This is a genomic window from Streptomyces sp. NPDC058279 (assembly GCF_042881255.1).
Taxonomy (GTDB): Bacteria; Actinomycetota; Actinomycetes; order Streptomycetales; family Streptomycetaceae; genus Streptomyces.
In genome coordinates this window covers 449,618-465,459 of record NZ_JBHVYA010000004.1, presented here as the reverse complement: position 1 = coordinate 465,459, position 15,842 = coordinate 449,618, and the positions used below count along the sequence as shown (strand labels likewise).

Annotated in this window: 8 protein-coding genes; 3 read left to right on the top strand and 5 right to left on the bottom strand. The window is 74.4% G+C overall.

Going from position 1 to position 15,842, the window contains the following annotated elements:
* Window positions 1-350 precede the first annotated feature (350 nt).
* Window positions 351-884, bottom strand: coding sequence for a MarR family winged helix-turn-helix transcriptional regulator (locus tag ACFVXJ_RS11915; protein ID WP_136210625.1), 534 nt, complete (start codon window positions 882-884; stop codon window positions 351-353).
* A 124-nt stretch (window positions 885-1,008) separates the two neighbouring features.
* Between ACFVXJ_RS11915 and ACFVXJ_RS11910 the strand changes: the two genes are divergently transcribed.
* Window positions 1,009-2,283, top strand: coding sequence for an MFS transporter (locus ACFVXJ_RS11910; RefSeq protein ID WP_389661560.1), 1,275 nt, complete (start codon window positions 1,009-1,011; stop codon window positions 2,281-2,283).
* Between the two features lie 71 nt (window positions 2,284-2,354).
* Here ACFVXJ_RS11910 and ACFVXJ_RS11905 read toward each other — a convergent pair whose 3' ends face one another.
* Both ACFVXJ_RS11905 and ACFVXJ_RS11900 read right to left on the bottom strand, forming a co-directional pair.
* Window positions 2,355-4,088 carry a SpoIIE family protein phosphatase gene (locus ACFVXJ_RS11905; protein ID WP_389661579.1) on the bottom strand — a complete coding sequence of 578 codons (1,734 nt, stop codon included), beginning with the start codon at window positions 4,086-4,088 and terminating at the stop codon, window positions 2,355-2,357.
* 156 nt (window positions 4,089-4,244) lie between these two features.
* A complete protein-coding gene (locus ACFVXJ_RS11900) occupies window positions 4,245-5,720 on the bottom strand; it encodes an NAD(P)/FAD-dependent oxidoreductase (RefSeq protein WP_389661559.1) in 1,476 nt (491 codons plus the stop codon).
* Between the two features lie 341 nt (window positions 5,721-6,061).
* On the opposite strand from ACFVXJ_RS11900, the gene ACFVXJ_RS11895 reads away from it, so the two are divergent.
* On the top strand, window positions 6,062-6,823 hold the full coding sequence (locus tag ACFVXJ_RS11895) for a TetR/AcrR family transcriptional regulator (RefSeq protein WP_389661558.1): 762 nt from the start codon (window positions 6,062-6,064) through the stop codon (window positions 6,821-6,823).
* A gap of 378 nt (window positions 6,824-7,201) precedes the next feature.
* Complete coding sequence (locus tag ACFVXJ_RS11890; RefSeq protein WP_389661557.1) at window positions 7,202-9,133, top strand: sigma-70 family RNA polymerase sigma factor; 1,932 nt, start codon at window positions 7,202-7,204, stop codon at window positions 9,131-9,133.
* On the opposite strand, the gene ACFVXJ_RS11885 is transcribed toward ACFVXJ_RS11890, so the two are convergent.
* Together ACFVXJ_RS11885 and ACFVXJ_RS11880 are read right to left on the bottom strand one after the other, a co-directional pair.
* Entirely contained in the window at window positions 9,117-12,368 is a 3,252-nt protein-coding gene (locus ACFVXJ_RS11885) for an ATP-binding protein (protein WP_389661556.1), read from the bottom strand. The genes ACFVXJ_RS11890 and ACFVXJ_RS11885 overlap by 17 nt on opposite strands.
* Before the next feature lie 618 nt (window positions 12,369-12,986).
* A complete protein-coding gene (locus tag ACFVXJ_RS11880; RefSeq protein WP_389661555.1) occupies window positions 12,987-15,257 on the bottom strand; it encodes an asparagine synthase-related protein in 2,271 nt (756 codons plus the stop codon).
* Window positions 15,258-15,842: the final 585 nt, after the last annotated feature.

Sequence of the window (15,842 nt, the reverse complement as noted above, 5' to 3'; positions counted from 1 at the left end):
GGAACGGACGCTTCCTTCGTACTCACCCTCGCGGGTTTTCCTCCGGGCGCTTCCTTTGTTCTTCGTTTTGTTCTTGCGTTTCCGACTCTATCAGACTCTTTCGGGCCTGACCCCCGGTCAGCGGGGTTTGTCTTCCGGGCTGTTGGGCCCTTCCGACTCCCAGAACTCTAGTGGATTTCCCCGGCGATTCATAATCGGCCTTCGGGAATTCAATTCGGGCATGCCGAAATCGTTCCCAGTGGGAGATCGTGCTGAGTTGGGTGCCGCAACGAGGCGGCGGGATGTGCCGTCGCCAAAACCTTCCGGTTCTGGGACAACTCGAAGAACCTTACGGATCTGTGGAGCGTGTGTCAACCCCGGGCCTGGAGGTCCTCCACGCGGTCCAGCAGCCGGGTGAGCATGTCGCCCAGGACGCCCCGCTCCGCCGTGGAGAGGTCCTGGAGCAGGTCCTCCTCGAAGACCGTGGCGGCGCGCATCGCGTCGAGCCACTTGCTGCGGCCCTCGTCCGTCAGCTCCACGATCACCCGGACGCGGTTCGACTCGTCCCGCTCGCGGGTGACGAGTCCCTCCGCCGTCATGCGGTCGATCCGGTGGGTCATCGCCGCCGGGGTCAGGCCCAGCTGCTTCGCGAGTTCGCTCGGGCCCATCCGGTAGGGGGCTCCGGAGATGACGAGGGCCTTGAGGACCTCCCACTCCGCGTTGCTGATGCCCAGGGCCGCGGTCTGGCGTCCGTACGCGACGTTCATGCGGCGGTTCAGTCGGCTCAGTGCCGAGACCACCTTCTCGACCTGGGGGTCGAGGTCCTGGAACTCGCGCTGGTAGACGGCGATCTGCTCGTCGAGGCTCGGCTCGTGGACGGGGGTCGTGCCGTCGGTTTCACCCATGTCCCGAAGTATCGCATGAGCTCGTTGGCGTCTAACTCCTTCGATGTGTAGAGTTAAGCATCGAACTTTAGGCATGAAGTCTTGAGGCTTCAGTTATCGAGGCGGGTGAGAAGTGACCAAGGTGATGGGCGCTGCGATGCGGCGGATCCAGGCCGGCAACGCGTTGACCGCGTTCGGCATCGGCTTCACGGTTCCGTTCCTCTACATCTATGTGGCGCAGGTGCGAGGTCTTGGCTCCATGGCGGCCACGAGCGCGTTCGTGGCGTTCGCTCTGGGGGCTCTGATCGCGCTGCCCTTCACCGGTCGCGTCATCGACCAGCGTGGTCCGGTCCCGGTCGTGATGGGTGCCGCTGTGGCGGCGTCGGCGGGCGCGCTGTCGCTGGGGCTGTCCACCGGCGTCGTACCGATCCTGCTGTCCGCTCTGGCGCTCGGCGCCGGGCAGGCCGTGATGCAGCCGGCGCTGGCCACGATGATCGTGTGGTGTTCCACCCCGTCCACCCGGACCCGCGCCTTCGCCCTCCAGTTCTTCATGCAGAACCTGGGGCTGGGCATCGGCGGCCTCATCGGCGGTCAGATCGTGGACGTCGACCGCCCGGGCAGCTTCACCCTGCTCTTCGGCATCGAGGCCGTGATGTTCCTGGTGCTGGCCGGCGTCATCGCCACCGTGCGGATGCCGCACGCGCCACGCATCAAGGACGCCGTGCCGAAGGACCCGGGGGCCGGCGGCGGCCGGCACCGGATGCTGCGGCACCAGGCCATGGTGAAGCTGCTGGTGCTGGGCTTCGTGATCTTCTTCGCCTGCTACGGGCAGTTCGAGTCCGGGCTGGCCGCCTTCGGGACCGAGGCCGCGGGTATCTCCCCGTCGACCCTGGGGTTCGGGCTCGCCGCCAACACCGGGGCGATCGTCGTCGCGCAGTTCGTCGTACTGAAACTGGTCGAGAAGCGCCGGCGTTCCCGGGTCATCGCGTTGGTCGGTCTGATCTGGACCGTCGCCTGGGTCATCGCCGGGTTCTCCGGGCTGGGGCACGGCAGTGCGCTGATGGCCGCCGGTGCGTTCGTCACGACGTACGCGCTCTTCGGCATCGGCGAGGCGATGCTGTCGCCGACGCTGGCGCCGCTGGTGGCGGATTTGGCGCCGGAGGGTTCCGTGGGTCAGTACAACTCGGCGTTCGCGCTGGTCAAGCAGCTGGCGCTGGCGCTCGGGCCGCTCGGCGTACCGCTGGGCGCGGGCGTGCCGATGCTCTACATCGGAGTCTTCATCGCCGTCTCGCTCGGGATCGCGTGGCTGGCGCTGCGGATCGGCAAGCAGCTGACTCCGGTGCAGGACAACCCGTCGCGGGCCAAGGTGGCGGCGGCGCAGCCGGTCGCCGCACCGGTGCCGGAGCGCGTGGCCGCGTAGTCCGTACGCGTGGGGAGAAGGGCCCGGTCCGTGGGGACCGGGCCCTTGGTGTGTCCGCGTCGGGTGTCGCGCTACTTGTCCGGCAGGGCGAATTCGCACCAGACGGCCTTGCCGCCGCCCGGGGTGCGGCGCGTGCCCCAGCTGGAGGCGATGGTCGCGACGATGGAGATGCCCCGGCCGGTCTCGTCACCCGGTTCGGCGCGGCGGCGGCGCGGGAGGTGGTCGTCGCCGTCGGTGACCTCGACGATCAGCCGGCGGTCGGTACGGCGCAGCCGCAGGCGCATGGGCGGGGTTCCGTGCTGGAGGGAGTTCGCCACGAGTTCGCTCGCGGCCAGCACCCCGAGGTCGCACAGTTCGACCGGGAAGCGCCAGGAGGCGAGGACGCCCTGCGCGAAGGCGCGGGCGCGCGGGGCGGCCTCGACTCCGCCGAGGAGTTCCAGGGCCGCGTTGTGGAAGAGCTCGGCGTCGGCGCCGGTGCGGGCGGGCTGCTGGAGGACCATGACGGCGACGTCGTCGTCGTGGTCGGCGTCCACGCCCAGGGCGCGCATCAGGCGGTCGCAGATGACGGCCGGGGTGCCTTGGGCGCCGGAGAGGGCGCGTTCCAGGGCGGCGACGCCTTCGTCGATGTCCTCGCCGCGGCGTTCGACGAGGCCGTCGGTGTAGAGGACGGCGGTGGAGCCGGGACCGAGGGCGATGGTGCCGGAGGTGTGGAGCCAGCCGCCGGTGCCGAGCGGCGGGCCGGTGGGGTCGGCGGCGCGGCGGACGGTGCCGTTCTCGTCGCGGACCAGGATGGGGAGGTGGCCGGCGGAGGCGTAGGCGAGCAGGCCCTCGTTGGGGTCGTGGACGGCGTAGACGCAGGTGGCGATCTGGCTGGCGTCGATCTCGGCGGCGAGGCCGTCGAGGAGTTGGAGCACCTCGTGGGGCGGCAGGTCGAGTCGGGCGTAGGCGCGGACGGCGGTGCGCAGTTGGCCCATGACGGCTGCGGCGCGGACGCCGCGGCCCATGACGTCGCCGATGACGAGGGCGGTGCGGCCGGCGCCGAGGGTGATGACGTCGTACCAGTCGCCGCCGACGGCGGCTTCGGTGCCGCCGGGCTGGTAGGTGGCGGCGATGCGCAGGTCGTCGGGCTGTTCCAGTTCTTGCGGGAGGAGGGAGCGCTGGAGGGTGACGGCGGCCTCGCGCTGGCGTCGCTCGCTGGCGCGCAGGCGTTCGGCGGCCTCGGCGTGGTCGGTGACGTCGGCGAGGTGGACCAGGACACCGGTGTGGTGGGGGTCGGGTTGGCCTTCGTCGCCCGCCTTCGGGAAGGCGACGGGCGTGCAGGTGACGGTGTACGAGTTGGCGCCGCCGGGTGCGGAGCGGTTCTTGGCGGTACGGGGCTTGCCGCTGCGCTGGACCTGGTCGAGGAGCGGGAGCAGGCCGAGTTCGCCGAGTTCGGGGAGGGCCAGGTGGGCGGGGGCGCCGGTGGTGCGGGTGCCGAAGCCGGCGGTGTAGGCGTCGTTGACGTAGGCGACGCGGTGTTCCGGCCCGTGGACGAGCGCGACGAGGGCGGGGAGCAGGCCGAGGACTTCCCGGGCGGAGAGTTCGTCGAGGGACGGCACGGCGGTGAGGGGTCCCGTGCCGGTGCCGCGGACGGTGGGGTCGGCGGGGACGCCGTCCGGGGGCGGTGGCGGGGCGGCGGTGGTCGCGCCGCGGGCCGCCGGGACCGAGCCCTCACCCCGTTTGGCCTGGGCGGCGGCGTGGTCGGTCCGGGCGGCGGCGCGGCGCTGCGTTCCGGGGAACCGTGCGCTCCAGCGCGTGAAGTTCACTGCGTTCAAGCCTCGTGGTGTCGCAAGTGGTCGCTGTGTCTGCCCCAGCAACGGCCGGGAGCTGCCCCCAGGGTCGAGCGCTGGACGGTGTGACTCTGTGCAGGTGTGAGCCCACCTATGGTCACACGTCCAGTGTGGCGGAGCGCACTGACAGCGTCAGTCCCCCTTGTCCTTCGGGGGGTTGGCGGCAGGGCCGGGCGGGGGTGTGGGCGGCGCGGCGGGCGGGGCCGTCGGTGGGGCCGCGGGCGGGGCTTTGGGCCCGGCTTTGGGGGTGCCACCTGCGGCGAGTTCGAATTCCGCGCGGGGGTGCTCCAGGGAGCCGAGGGAGACGATCTCGCGTTTGAACAGGCCGGAGAGGGTCCATTCGGCGAGCACGCGCATTTTGCGGTTGAAGGTGGGGACGCGGCTGAGGTGGTAGGCGCGGTGCATGAACCAGGCGGGATAGCCCTTGAGCTTGCGGCCGTAGACGTGGGCGACGCCCTTGTGGAGGCCGAGGGAGGCGACGGAGCCGACGTACTTGTGTGCGTACTCGGTGAGGACCTCACCGCGCAGCGCGGCGATGAGGTTGTCGGCGAGGGCCTTGGCCTGGCGGACGGCGTGCTGGGCGTTGGGGGCGCATTCGCGGCCGCGTTCGGCCGCGGTGATGTCGGGGACGGCGGCCGCGTCGCCGGCGGCCCAGGCGTGTTCGACGCCTTCGACGGTGAGGAAGGCGGTGCAGGCGAGGCGGCCGCGCTCGTTCTTGGGCAGGTCGGTGGCGGCGAGGATCGGGTGCGGTTTGACGCCGGCGGTCCACACGACGGTCCGGGTGGGGAAGCGGGAGCCGTCGCTGAGGACGGCGACGCGGTTCTCGCAGGATTCGAGGCGCGTTTCGAGGCGGACGTCGATGTTGCGTCTGCGTAGTTCGCGGACGGTGTAGACGCCCATCTCGGGGCCGACTTCGGGCAGGATCCGGTCGCTGGCCTCGACCAGCACCCACTTCATGTCCTCGGGCTTGATGTTGTGGTAGTACCGGGCCGCGTAACGGGCCATGTCCTCCAGTTCGCCGAGCGCCTCGACGCCGGCGTAGCCGCCGCCGACGAAGAGGAAGGTGAGGGCGGCGTCGCGGATCGCGGGATCGCGGGTGGAGGAGGCGATGTCCATCTGTTCGATGACGTGGTTGCGCAGGCCGATGGCCTCTTCGACGCTCTTGAAGCCGATGCCGTAGTCGGCGAGTCCCGGGATGGGGAGCGCGCGGGAGATGGAGCCGGGCGCGAGGACGAGTTCGTCGTACTCGATCCGCATCGGGCCGGTTCCCTCGTCGGCGGTGGCGAGGGTGGAGACGGTCGCGGTGCGCTTGGCGTGGTCGATGTGCTCGGCCTCGCCGATGACGATGCGGCACTTGTCGAGGACGCGGCGCAGCGGGACGACGACGTGGCGCGGGGAGATGGCTCCGGCAGCGGCCTCGGGGAGGAAGGGCTGGTACGTCATGTAGGGGTCCGGGGTGACCACCGTGACCTCGGCTTCGTCCGGTCTCAGCTTCCGTTGGAGCCGCAGGGCCGTGTACATGCCGACGTACCCGCCGCCGATGACGAGGATGCGCGCGCGGGGCGGAGTGCCGGGTGCCGTGCCCGGGGAGTTAGCAGCCTTCACCATCCCATGACGCAACGTGGCTGGGAGTTTGTCCACAGGCTGGGCAAATTGTGTGACCGGGGAGAGGGGTGGGACGGGGTCGTCTCAGGGACTGGATACGGGTGAAGCGCCGCAGGTCAGGGGGTGCGGAGAGGGTGATTCCGGGGGCTTCTGCCGGAAAAGTGGGGGTGGCTGCTCCGATCGGGCGGTGCTCCGTCCGGGGCTGCCTCTTCTGAATTGACTCTGGCTCAACTATGTTCGTATCCCGTCGAGGAGCAGGACCGGGGCCCACTGACCGTGGCCCACCTCGACACGAAGGCGGGGAGTGTCTCCGGGGGGAGACAAATGATTACCGGGGGATACATATGAACATGTCCGATTTCCATGGCTCTGCGACCGCTCTGTCCGCTGACAGCGGCCGCGTGATGACCGGCGCGACCACTCACGGCGTGGGACGTTCCACGCCGCTGCGCGTCGACGCCCAGCGCAACCTCGAACACGTCCTGCGCGCGGCGCGCGAGGTGTTCGGCGAGCTGGGCTACGGGGCGCCGATGGAAGACGTGGCGCGGCGGGCCCGGGTCGGGGTCGGCACCGTGTACCGGCGTTTCCCGAGCAAGGACGTGCTGGTCCGGCGGATAGCCGAGGAGGAGACCGCCCGACTGACCGACCAGGCGAAGGCCGCGCTGGGGCAGGAGGAGGAGCCGTGGCAGGCCCTCTCCCGCTTCCTGCGGACCTCGGTGGCGTCGGGAGCGGGGCGGTTGCTGCCGCCGCAGGTGCTGCGGGTCGGCGCGGCGGAGGAGGACGGCGTCGAGGAGGCGGAGGCCGTCCGCGTTCCGCACCAGCGTCAGGCCGTCGTGACGGGCGCTCCGGACCTGCGTGTCGTCGGCTCGCGCTCCCAGGAGGAGCCGGCCGAGGACTCCGGGGCGGGTGCGCTGCTGGAGGTCGTGGGCCGGCTCGTGGACCGGGCCCGGGAGGCGGGCGAACTGCGCACCGATGTCACGGTGGCCGATGTGCTGCTGGTGATAGCGACCGCCGCTCCGGCGCTTCCGGACCCGGCGCACCAAGCCGCCGCCTCCTCGCGACTGCTCGACATCCTGCTGGAGGGGCTGCGCTCGCGAACGGCGTGACGGCGTGAGGTCGGGGCCGGTCCTGCGGTGGCGGTGCGCGATGCGGCCTGCCCTGGGCGGGGGCCGTCCGGTATGCGGTCTGCCATCGGCGGGCGGTGCGAGTCGGCGGCCCGCGTGAGCGGAGCCGTCCGGGCGGGCGGTCCGCCGGTGGGCACGGCCTGCCGGGTGGGTGGGTCCGCCTGGACCGACGGCTGGGCTGAGCGGTTCGGGAGGGCCTGCGCTCGGAGGTCGGCCACTCGAACGGGTGGGGACGCGTACGGTGCTCGGCCGGATCGTCCCCGGATGAGTGGATGGTGCGCGGAGCTGCCCGGGGCGCCCGTACCGTGTGCCACGCTGGGCCGGTGTACCGGTTGAGTGTGGCGTGCGGAGGCTTCCGCGATGAGCGTTGACGGGCGGGGCGAGTCACTCGGTGACGCCGGGGACGAGGCCGAGGCGGGCCGGTTGCCCGCCCGGCAGGTACCGACGCAGCGCGATCCCGCCGGCCGGCACGCCGCAGGCGGCTCCGGCGGCGAACTGCCGCCCTCAGACGCCGACTTGGTCGCGCGGATGCGCGGCGGGAACGACAGCGCCTACGGGGAGCTGTTCCGCCGGCACGCCGATGCCGTACGGCGCTACGCCCGCACCTGCTGCCGGGACGCGCACACCGCCGACGACCTGACCGCCGAGGTGTTCGCACGGACGCTGCAGGCGGTTCGGGGCGGGGCCGGGCCGGACCACTCGGTGCGGGCCTACCTGCTGACGACCGTGCGGCGGGTCGCCGCGTCCTGGGCCAAGACGGCCAGGCGGGAGCATCTGGTCGAGGACTTCGCGGTGTTCGCCGAGCAGGCGGTCGCCGGTACGGAGGGCGGCGGCGGGCTGGGCGGCCTGGCGGGGGACGACACGCTGGAACTGGGCGCCGACGTGCGGGCCATGCACGAGGCCGAGCGGTCGCTGGCGATGCAGGCGTTCCGCAGCCTGCCCGAGCGCTGGCAGGCCGTGCTCTGGCACACCACTGTGGAGGAGTCCACCCCGAGCGCGATCGCGCCGCTGTTCGGGTTGAGCGCCAACGCGACGGCGGTACTGGCCGGCCGGGCGCGTGAGGGGCTCAAGCAGGCGTACCTCCAGGCGCATGTGAGCTCGGCGCTGAGCGAGGGCGGCGACTGCGCCCGGTACGCGGACCGGCTGGGCGCGTACGCGCGGGGCGGACTGCGGCTGCGGGCGGAGCGGGGGCTGCGCAAGCACTTGGAGGAGTGCGCGAAGTGCCGGCTGGCCGCGCGGGAGCTGAAGGACGTCAACGCGGGGATTCCCGCGCTGCTGCCGGTCGCGGTCATCGGGTGGTTCGCCGCCGGGTACGCGGCGAAGGCGGCGGGTGTGGTGGCGGGCGGGGCGTTCGCCGCCGGCGGGGCCGGTGCCGCCGCCGCGGCGGCCGGAGGTTCGACGGCGGGAGCGGGTGCCGCGGGGGCGACCGGGGCTGCGGGGGCCACCGGGGCTGCGGGAGGGGCGGGGGCGGGGGCCGGGGGGGCGGTGGTGTCCGAGGGGCTGGGGATGCCCGCCAAGGCCGCCATCGCCGCCGGGCTCGCGGTCGCCGCCGCCGCCGGGGTGGTGTTCGCCCTGACCGGGAACGATGTCGAACAGCAGGCCGAGCCGGTGCCGGGGGTGGTGGCACCCGTGCGGCCGCTACCCCGGTCCGCCACGCCGCCCGCGCCGGAGTCCGCGCCGCCGGTGGCGAAGTCGCCGGTGGCGGAGGTACCCGTACCGCTGCGGCCGAGTGCGGGGGCGCCGGCGCGGAAGCCGGTGGCCGGACGGCCGGTTCCCCCCTCGCCGTCGCCCACGCCGTCGCCTTCCGCGTCTCCGGCCGCGCCCCGGCCCCCGAAGCCCGCGCCGAAGCCGCCGCAGGGGTTCCCGCTGGCCCGGCTGGGGCACTCCGTGTACGGGGAGCACGCCGGTCCCGAGTTGGAGACGTGGCGCAGCAGCTGGGTGTGGCAGCGCTGGGGGTTGGTGGTCGGCGGCCGGCGGTTCGGGCAGGGGATCACCGTCGACTCCCGTTCCTCGGTGGAGATCAGCCTCAATCGACAGTGCCGCGGCTTCTCCGCGCGGGTCGGGGTGGACGGCCTGTCCGTGCTGACCGACGGCGAGGTGCGGTTCTCCGTCTACGGGGACGGCCGGCGGCTGTGGCAGTCCCGCGCCCTCGGGTACGACGACGCCCCGGTCGGGGTCGACGTGTCCCTGGCCGGGACCTCGACGCTGCGGCTGGTGGTGGAGCGGGCCGGTGCGGGGCGGCTGCCGGCGCTCGCGAGCTGGGCCGACGCGGTCGTCAGCTGCGGCGGCTGAGCAGCCCCACGACCTCGGGCGGGGCGAGCGCGGCGCCGACCGCTTCCTCCTCGGCGTAGCGGGCCGGGCCGAGTGCGGCGAGGTTCCGGCCCGGGAGCGCGTCCAGGGCGGCGGATTCCGGGACCGACCGGGGATGGCCCCCGCGCCAAGCGGTGGCCGCCGCGAGGACCCGTACGGATTCGGCGTGGCGTCCGGCCGAGGCGAGCAGGCCGGCCGCGGTCTCGGCGAGCGAGGCCAGGACGCGTTCGGCGCAGTGGGCGGTGACGGCCGCGTCGAAGGCCGGCCCGATGCGCTCCAGTCCGGCGGCCGGGCCGTGCTCGCGGGCGGTCAGGATGGCGTCCACGTTGTCGAGTCCGGTGGTGAGCTGCGGGGGCGCCGCGACCTTTCCGGCTTCGGCGCGGGCGAGGTCGATCCGGGCCCGTGCGTCGTCCTCCCGGCCGCGGAAGAGGGCGATCAGGGCGGTGAGGAGCTGGATGTAGGCCCGTACCTCGTGCATGCCTCCGTACCGTTCGGCTTCGTGCTCGGCTTCGGCCAGCACGCGTTCGGCGTTCTCGAAGTCACCGGAGCAGAAGTCGCATTCCGCGAGCCGGGTGAGGGCGAAGGGGGCTTCGCTGTCCGCGCCGACCTCACGCGCGAGGCGCAGGCATTCCTCGTACGCGGTGCGCGCGGAGGCGTACTGGCCGCGGGAGAGGGCGTACTCCGCCGTCGCGCTGGCCACTTGGGAGCGGGTCCAGCGGTCGCCGACGCGCCGGGCGATCGCGTGGAGTTCGGCGAGGTCGGCTTCGACGCCGGGCAGGCCGCCGGTGGTGTCGATGGCGAAGTGGGTCCGGAACATGAGGACGACGCCCAGTTCCCAGTCGGCGCCGTGGCGACGGCAGTTCCCCACGCTCGCGTCGAGGTCGCGCAGGAACTCGGGGGTGGGGCCGTTGAGGTGGGCCGCGATGGGCCAGAGCATGCCGGGGAACCGGGCGCTTTCGGGTCCGCCGTGGCGCAGGGCGCGGATGATGCGGGCGGCGCGGTCGGCGTACTCGGGGCGGTGGAAGGCTTCGGCGGGGCTCGCCTGGGCGGTCAGGAACAGGTGGAGGAGGTCGAGGCGGACGCGGGCGCGGTACGCGGGTGAGTCCTCGGGGGCGGCGGCGTCGGAGGTGAGGGCGAGGACTCGGGCGGCCCATTCGGCGCCTTCGGCACGGTAGTGGCGCAGCCACCAGAACCAGCCGAGGGCGAAGACGAGGCGCTCGGCGGTCGCGGCGTCCTCGGTACTCACGGCGTGTTCGAGGGCGGCGCGCAGGTTGTCGAGTTCGGTCTCGATCCGCCGGGTCCAGGGGAGTTGCGCGGCGGAGCGCAGGAGCGGTTCGGCTTCTTCGGCGAGTGCGAGGAAGCGGGCGGTGTGGCGGTGGGCGGTGGTCTCGGCGTCGCAGGGGTGGGCGCGGGCGCGTTCGGCGGCGTACTCGCGGATGGTTTCGAGCAGCCGGTAGCGCATGCCGTCGGAGGGTTCGGGTCCTGGTTCGGCGAGGACGAGGGACTTGTCGACCAGGGAGCCGAGGGTGTCGGCCACGTCCAGGCCGGGCTCGGCGCAGACGGCCTCGGCGGCGGCGAGGTCGCAGCCGCCGGAGAACACGGACAGCCGGCGCAGGACGGTGCGTTCGGGTGGGGTGAGGAGGTCCCAGGACCAGTCGACGACGGCGCGCAGGGTCTGTTGGCGGGGCAGCAGGGTGCGGCTGCCGCCGGTCAGGAGGCGGAAGCGGTCGTCGAGGCGGTCGGCGATCTGGCGCGGGGTGAGCAGGCGCAGGCGGGCGGCGGCGAGTTCGATGGCGAGCGGGAGACCGTCGAGGCGGGCACAGATCTCGGTGACGGCGGCCGGGTCGTCGGCGGGGTCGAAGCCGGGGCGGGCGGCGGTCGCGCGGTCGGTGAAGAGGCGGTGCGCCGGCGCCGGCGGCAGGGGTTCGAGGGGGCGCAGGACCTCGCCGGGGACGCCGAGGGGTTCGCGGCTGGTGGCGAGGACGCGCAGGCCGGGGCAGTGGGCGAGGAGCCGGTCGGCGAGTTCGGCGGCGGCGTCGATGACGTGCTCGCAGTTGTCGAGTACCAGGAGCATGCGGCGGTCCGCGCAGTGCTCCACGAGGAGGGCGGCGGGATCGGCGGAGGCGGCGCTCCCGCCGTGGGCCACCAGGGTGTTCTCGCGCAGGCCGAGGGCGCTGAGGACGGCGCCGGGTACGGCGGCGGGGTGGTCGAGGCGGGCGAGTTCGACGAGCCAGCCGGGTTCGGGGTGGGCGGCGGCGGCGTGCTCGGCGAGGCGGGTCTTTCCGGAACCGCCGGGTCCGGTGAGGGTGACGAGGCGGTGCTCGGCCAGGTCGGTGTGGAGCGCGGCGAGTTCGGGCTCGCGGCCGACGAAGGAGGTGAGGCGGGGGCGGAGGTTGCCGGTGGTGGGGCGTGGCTCGGGCGGGTGTGGGCGCAGGAGTTCGGCGTGCAGGGCGCGCAGTTCCGGGCCGGGGTCGGTGCCGAGGCCGTCGGCGAGGGCGTGGCGGGCGTCCTCGTAGGCGGCGAGGGCGTCGGCGGGGCGACCGGCGGCGCGCAGGGTGCGGAGGCGGAGGGCGTGGAGGGGTTCGTCGTACGGGCTGTCGTGGATCAGCGCCTCCAGCTCCGGCAGGAGCGTGGCCGGGGCGGGGACGCCGGCGGTCGGGTCGGCGAGGGCTACGTCGGCGGCGGCGAGGTCGGCGGCGATCCGCTCGCGGAGGGCGGCCGTGCGGAGGGCCTCGGGGGCGGCGACGTGGGTGGTGCGGGCGGGTTCGGGGAGGTCGGCGAGAGCGGGGCCGCGCCAGAGGGCGAGGGCGGAGCGGAGGATCGCGGCGGCGGTGGTGGCGGCAGCGGGGTCGGGATGACGGGCGGCTTCGCGGGCGAGGGCGGCGCCTTCGCGGGCGAGACGGGTGAAGCGGTGGAGGTCGATGTCGTCGGGGGTGGCGGCGAGGCGGTAGCCACCGGTGGGGTCGGCGAGGACGGCGGCGCGGGAGCCGAGGGCGCGGCGGAGCCGGGAGACGAGGGCCTGGAGGGCGGCGGGGGCGTCCCGGGGCGGGTCGTCGCCCCAGACCTCGTCGACGAGGACGGCCACCGGGGTGGCGGAGGGGGCGCCGGCGCGGAGGGCCAGGGCGGTGAGGAGGGCGCGCAGCCGGGCGCCGCCGACGGGGACGGGGGCGCCGGTGGTGTCGCGTGCCTCGGTCGGGCCGAGTATGAGGTACTGCACCGGGCAATTCTGCCGTGGCCCGGGCCGGGCTGGGCGGTGGTTTTTGCCGGGCGCGCCCGGGACGCTGCCGGGTTCGAGGCCCGGGTACGGGACCGAGACACGGGTACGGCGGGGTCGCGCTGCGCGGCTCCCGGCTCCGCCGAACCCGGCGGGGCTCCGCCCCACACCCCGCGCCTCAAACGCCGGCGAGGCTGAAATGGCGGGCTCCGAGCCCTGCATACCGTGTCCGCGCCCGCGCCCGGAAAGGGCGAGGTGTGAAGTGGCGGCCCCGAAAACCACCGGCGAGACGGAGTGGCGCACCACCGACGCGGGCGGTCGGAGAAGGCGCCCCGAACGCCGGCCAGGCTGGGGTGGCGGGCCCCGAGCACCGGGTGAGGCTGAGATGGCGCGGGCCGGGCCAGGGGGTGTGTTCGACGGATCGACGGGGTCGGGCAGCCCGGGTCGGCTGGTGCTGGGATCGCAAGGCGGAGGGGGAGTCAGGGGAGTCACTGCACGGTGGGCACCTCTGGGCGAGGTGGCCGGCGGACATGGGCGACCGCCCGCGACGCGACGAGGCGCGGTACCCGCCGGCGCGGGGCCGGCCCTGGTCCGTCAGACGCCCCCTCAGTGGAGGTGCCGTCAGGAGAGGGCCGGGCGGCGGGTGGGGAGGCCGGTGGGGACGGCACGGCGGCGGGGGGTGGATGTGCCCGTCCAGCAGGTGCCGCGGCGGGCCAGGAGCCGGCGGAGCCACAGTTCCATCGAGACGAGTTCCGCCAGCCCGTCCAGCGGGACCGGCCGGCCGTCCGCGGCGTCGTGCAGGGCCTGGCGCACCACCCGGGCCTCGATCAGCCCGGCGTCGGCCAGCAACGGGGCGGTGAACAGGGCCAGCAGGGAGGCCAGGGCGGCGCGCAGCCCCAGGCGGGTCGCCGTCTCGTTCGGCTCGGGGGAGCTCACGCCCCAACCCGGCGGGAGTTCCCGTACCCCGGAGGCCGACAGCACGCTGCGCAGGATCGCGGCCCGGGCACCCGGCTGCACCCGCAGGGACTCCGGCAGGGCGCGCGCGGCGCGTACGACCTGGTTGTCCAGGAACGGGGCGTGCAGACGCTGGCTGCGGACCTCCACGGCCTGCTCGAAGACCCGGTGGTCGGCGGCGTGCCGGGTGAGGGCGGCGCGGGCCCGGGCCTCGCCCGGGCGCAGGGACAGCGGTGGCCGGCCCGCGGCGGTGGCCAGCCGGATCGATACTTCCGCCAGGGCTTCGCCGGTCAGCCAGCCCGCCGCCGGGCCCGGCCGGGACCAGGTCAGGGCGGCAAGCGAGGCGTCCACCGGCCCGCCGGAGGCCGCCGCGACCGCCCCTTCGCGGAGCCGGCCGGCGGCGGCCTCCATGCCCGCCCGGTACGACGTACGGGCGAGCCGGCGGGCGGCGGCGTAGACGGTCAGCGGCACCAGCAGCGAGTGGGAGTCGCCGGACGCGGTGCGGGCGAGCGCGGCGACCGGGCGCAGCAGGTGGCGTCTGCGGCGGTCCATCAGGAGGTCGGCCAGTCGGGCCGGGTGCGCGTCGAGGACCTGGCGGGCGCCGTGCCCGGTGAAGTGGTCGGCGGAACCGGCGGCCAGCCGGCGCCGCTCGCGAGCGGCGAAGACGAGCGAGGGGCCGGGTTCGTCGGTGAGCGGCCCGTCGAGTTCCGCGTACGGGAGGGCTTCCTCGGCGGCGGCCACCACGACGTGGTGCAGGCGCGGGTCGGTCGCGATGGCGTGGGCGCGTTCCAGTTCGGCCTCGCGCCCCCGGGGTGTGGCGAGGTCGTTGAAGGTGACGGCGAGGAGCCGTGAGCCGGTTCCGGGCAGGGTCCCGGGTACGCCGGGCAGGCCGGCGGCGAGGAGGGCCAGGGTCGCGGAGGCGCTGCCGCCGGAGAGGTCGGCGCCGACTCCGGGCACCGGGGCGGGGGCGCCGCGGGCCGCGCGCCGGTCGGCGGGGCCCATTCCGGGCACCGGTCCGGGGTCGGGAGCCGGCGTGTCGGGAGCATGCCGGGGAGCCGTGAGCCGGGCGCGCACCGCGTCGACCAAAGCTTCCCGTACGCCCTCCACCGCGCGCTCGGGGTCGCTCTCGGGTGCGGCGACGGCGAGGGAGGCGACCGGCTCGTACCCGGTGATCTCCCGGGAGCCCTCGCGCAGGATCAGCGTGTGGCCGGGCGGGATGCGGCGGACGCCGACGTACGGTGTGCCGTCGCCCAGCGCCTCGGGACTGTCGGGGCAGGCCAGGAGGGCCGCGAGATGGCCGATGTCGAGCTGCGCCTCGATGAGGTCGGCAAGCGGGAGGGCGGCGGTCGCGTACGCGGTGCCGCCCGCCCAGGGCGTGTAGAAGACGGGCCGGGCGCCGGCGAGGTCGCCGAGCACGGTGATCCGGCGGCCGGCCTGGACGACCGCGGTGTAGCTGCCGGACCACTGGGTGAGGTGGCGCAGTGCCCCGCCCCGGGCGGCGTACAGCGCGCGGCGCAGCTCGGCGTCGGTGGCGCCGCAGCAGCCGAGGACGGCGAGCCGGGTGAAGGGGTCGGCGGGGTCGGCGGTGATGGTGCGGATCTCGTCGGGGCGCCAGTCGCCGACGGCCCAGAGCGGGTCGGGGTCGCCCCACAGGAGTTGGGCCCCGACGGGGTGGACGGTGCGCTCGGCGTCCTGGGCGGCCGGGTCGTCGGGGTAGGCGGCGTCCGCGAGGCCGCCGCGGGGGGTGTCCGAGTAAGGGGTCCCGGCGGTGGAGCCGTACGCCGTGGAGGTGTGGGCCGCCGAGCCGTAAGGGGATCCGCCCGGGGTCCCGTACACCGACCCGGACGCGGACCCGGGGCCGGAAACGCCCTGGCCGGAGACCCTTCCGGCCGTGCCGAAGCTCGCGGCGATACTGCTCCACCCGACCAACCAGCGCAACGCCGCCGCCTCCCCAGCCTGTGGGCACATGACCGGGGCACGGGCAGTGCGGTCGGCGTGCGGGCGCGACCGTCCGGGGCCCCGGGTGGCTCGGGGTCCATGCTGCCACGAGACATGGCGTGCGAGAGGGGTTCGGGGGGCGCACATGCAAACGAACACGCCCCCGGCACACGGTATTTGGCGTTCCGTTCCCACCGTCCCATAGGTCGGTTTCGGCCATTCTTCGGCCGTACTGAGGGGCCGTGACGGCCCGCGACGGCCCGTACGGACCGTCGGCGGGGCGCGGCCCGGGGGGCGCGTTCCGCCCCCCGTGCCGTTCCGCCACCCGCGGGGATTGAGGCAGCGGCATCCCCCGGCCCACCCGGGTCCCACGGGATCCGCGCGGCGGGCCGACCCACGCACCGGACATCGAATCGTCGGGCCCGGCGGGCAACCAGAGCGCACGGCCGGGCGCACGGCACCACGGCCGGAGCACGCGCTGACGCGTGCGCCCCGACCACGGGCCCCCTCCCGACTGTGCGTGCGGACAACAATCTCGCCATACGGAAGTCTGGGCCTTAACGCTTGGGAGGCGGGGAACTACGC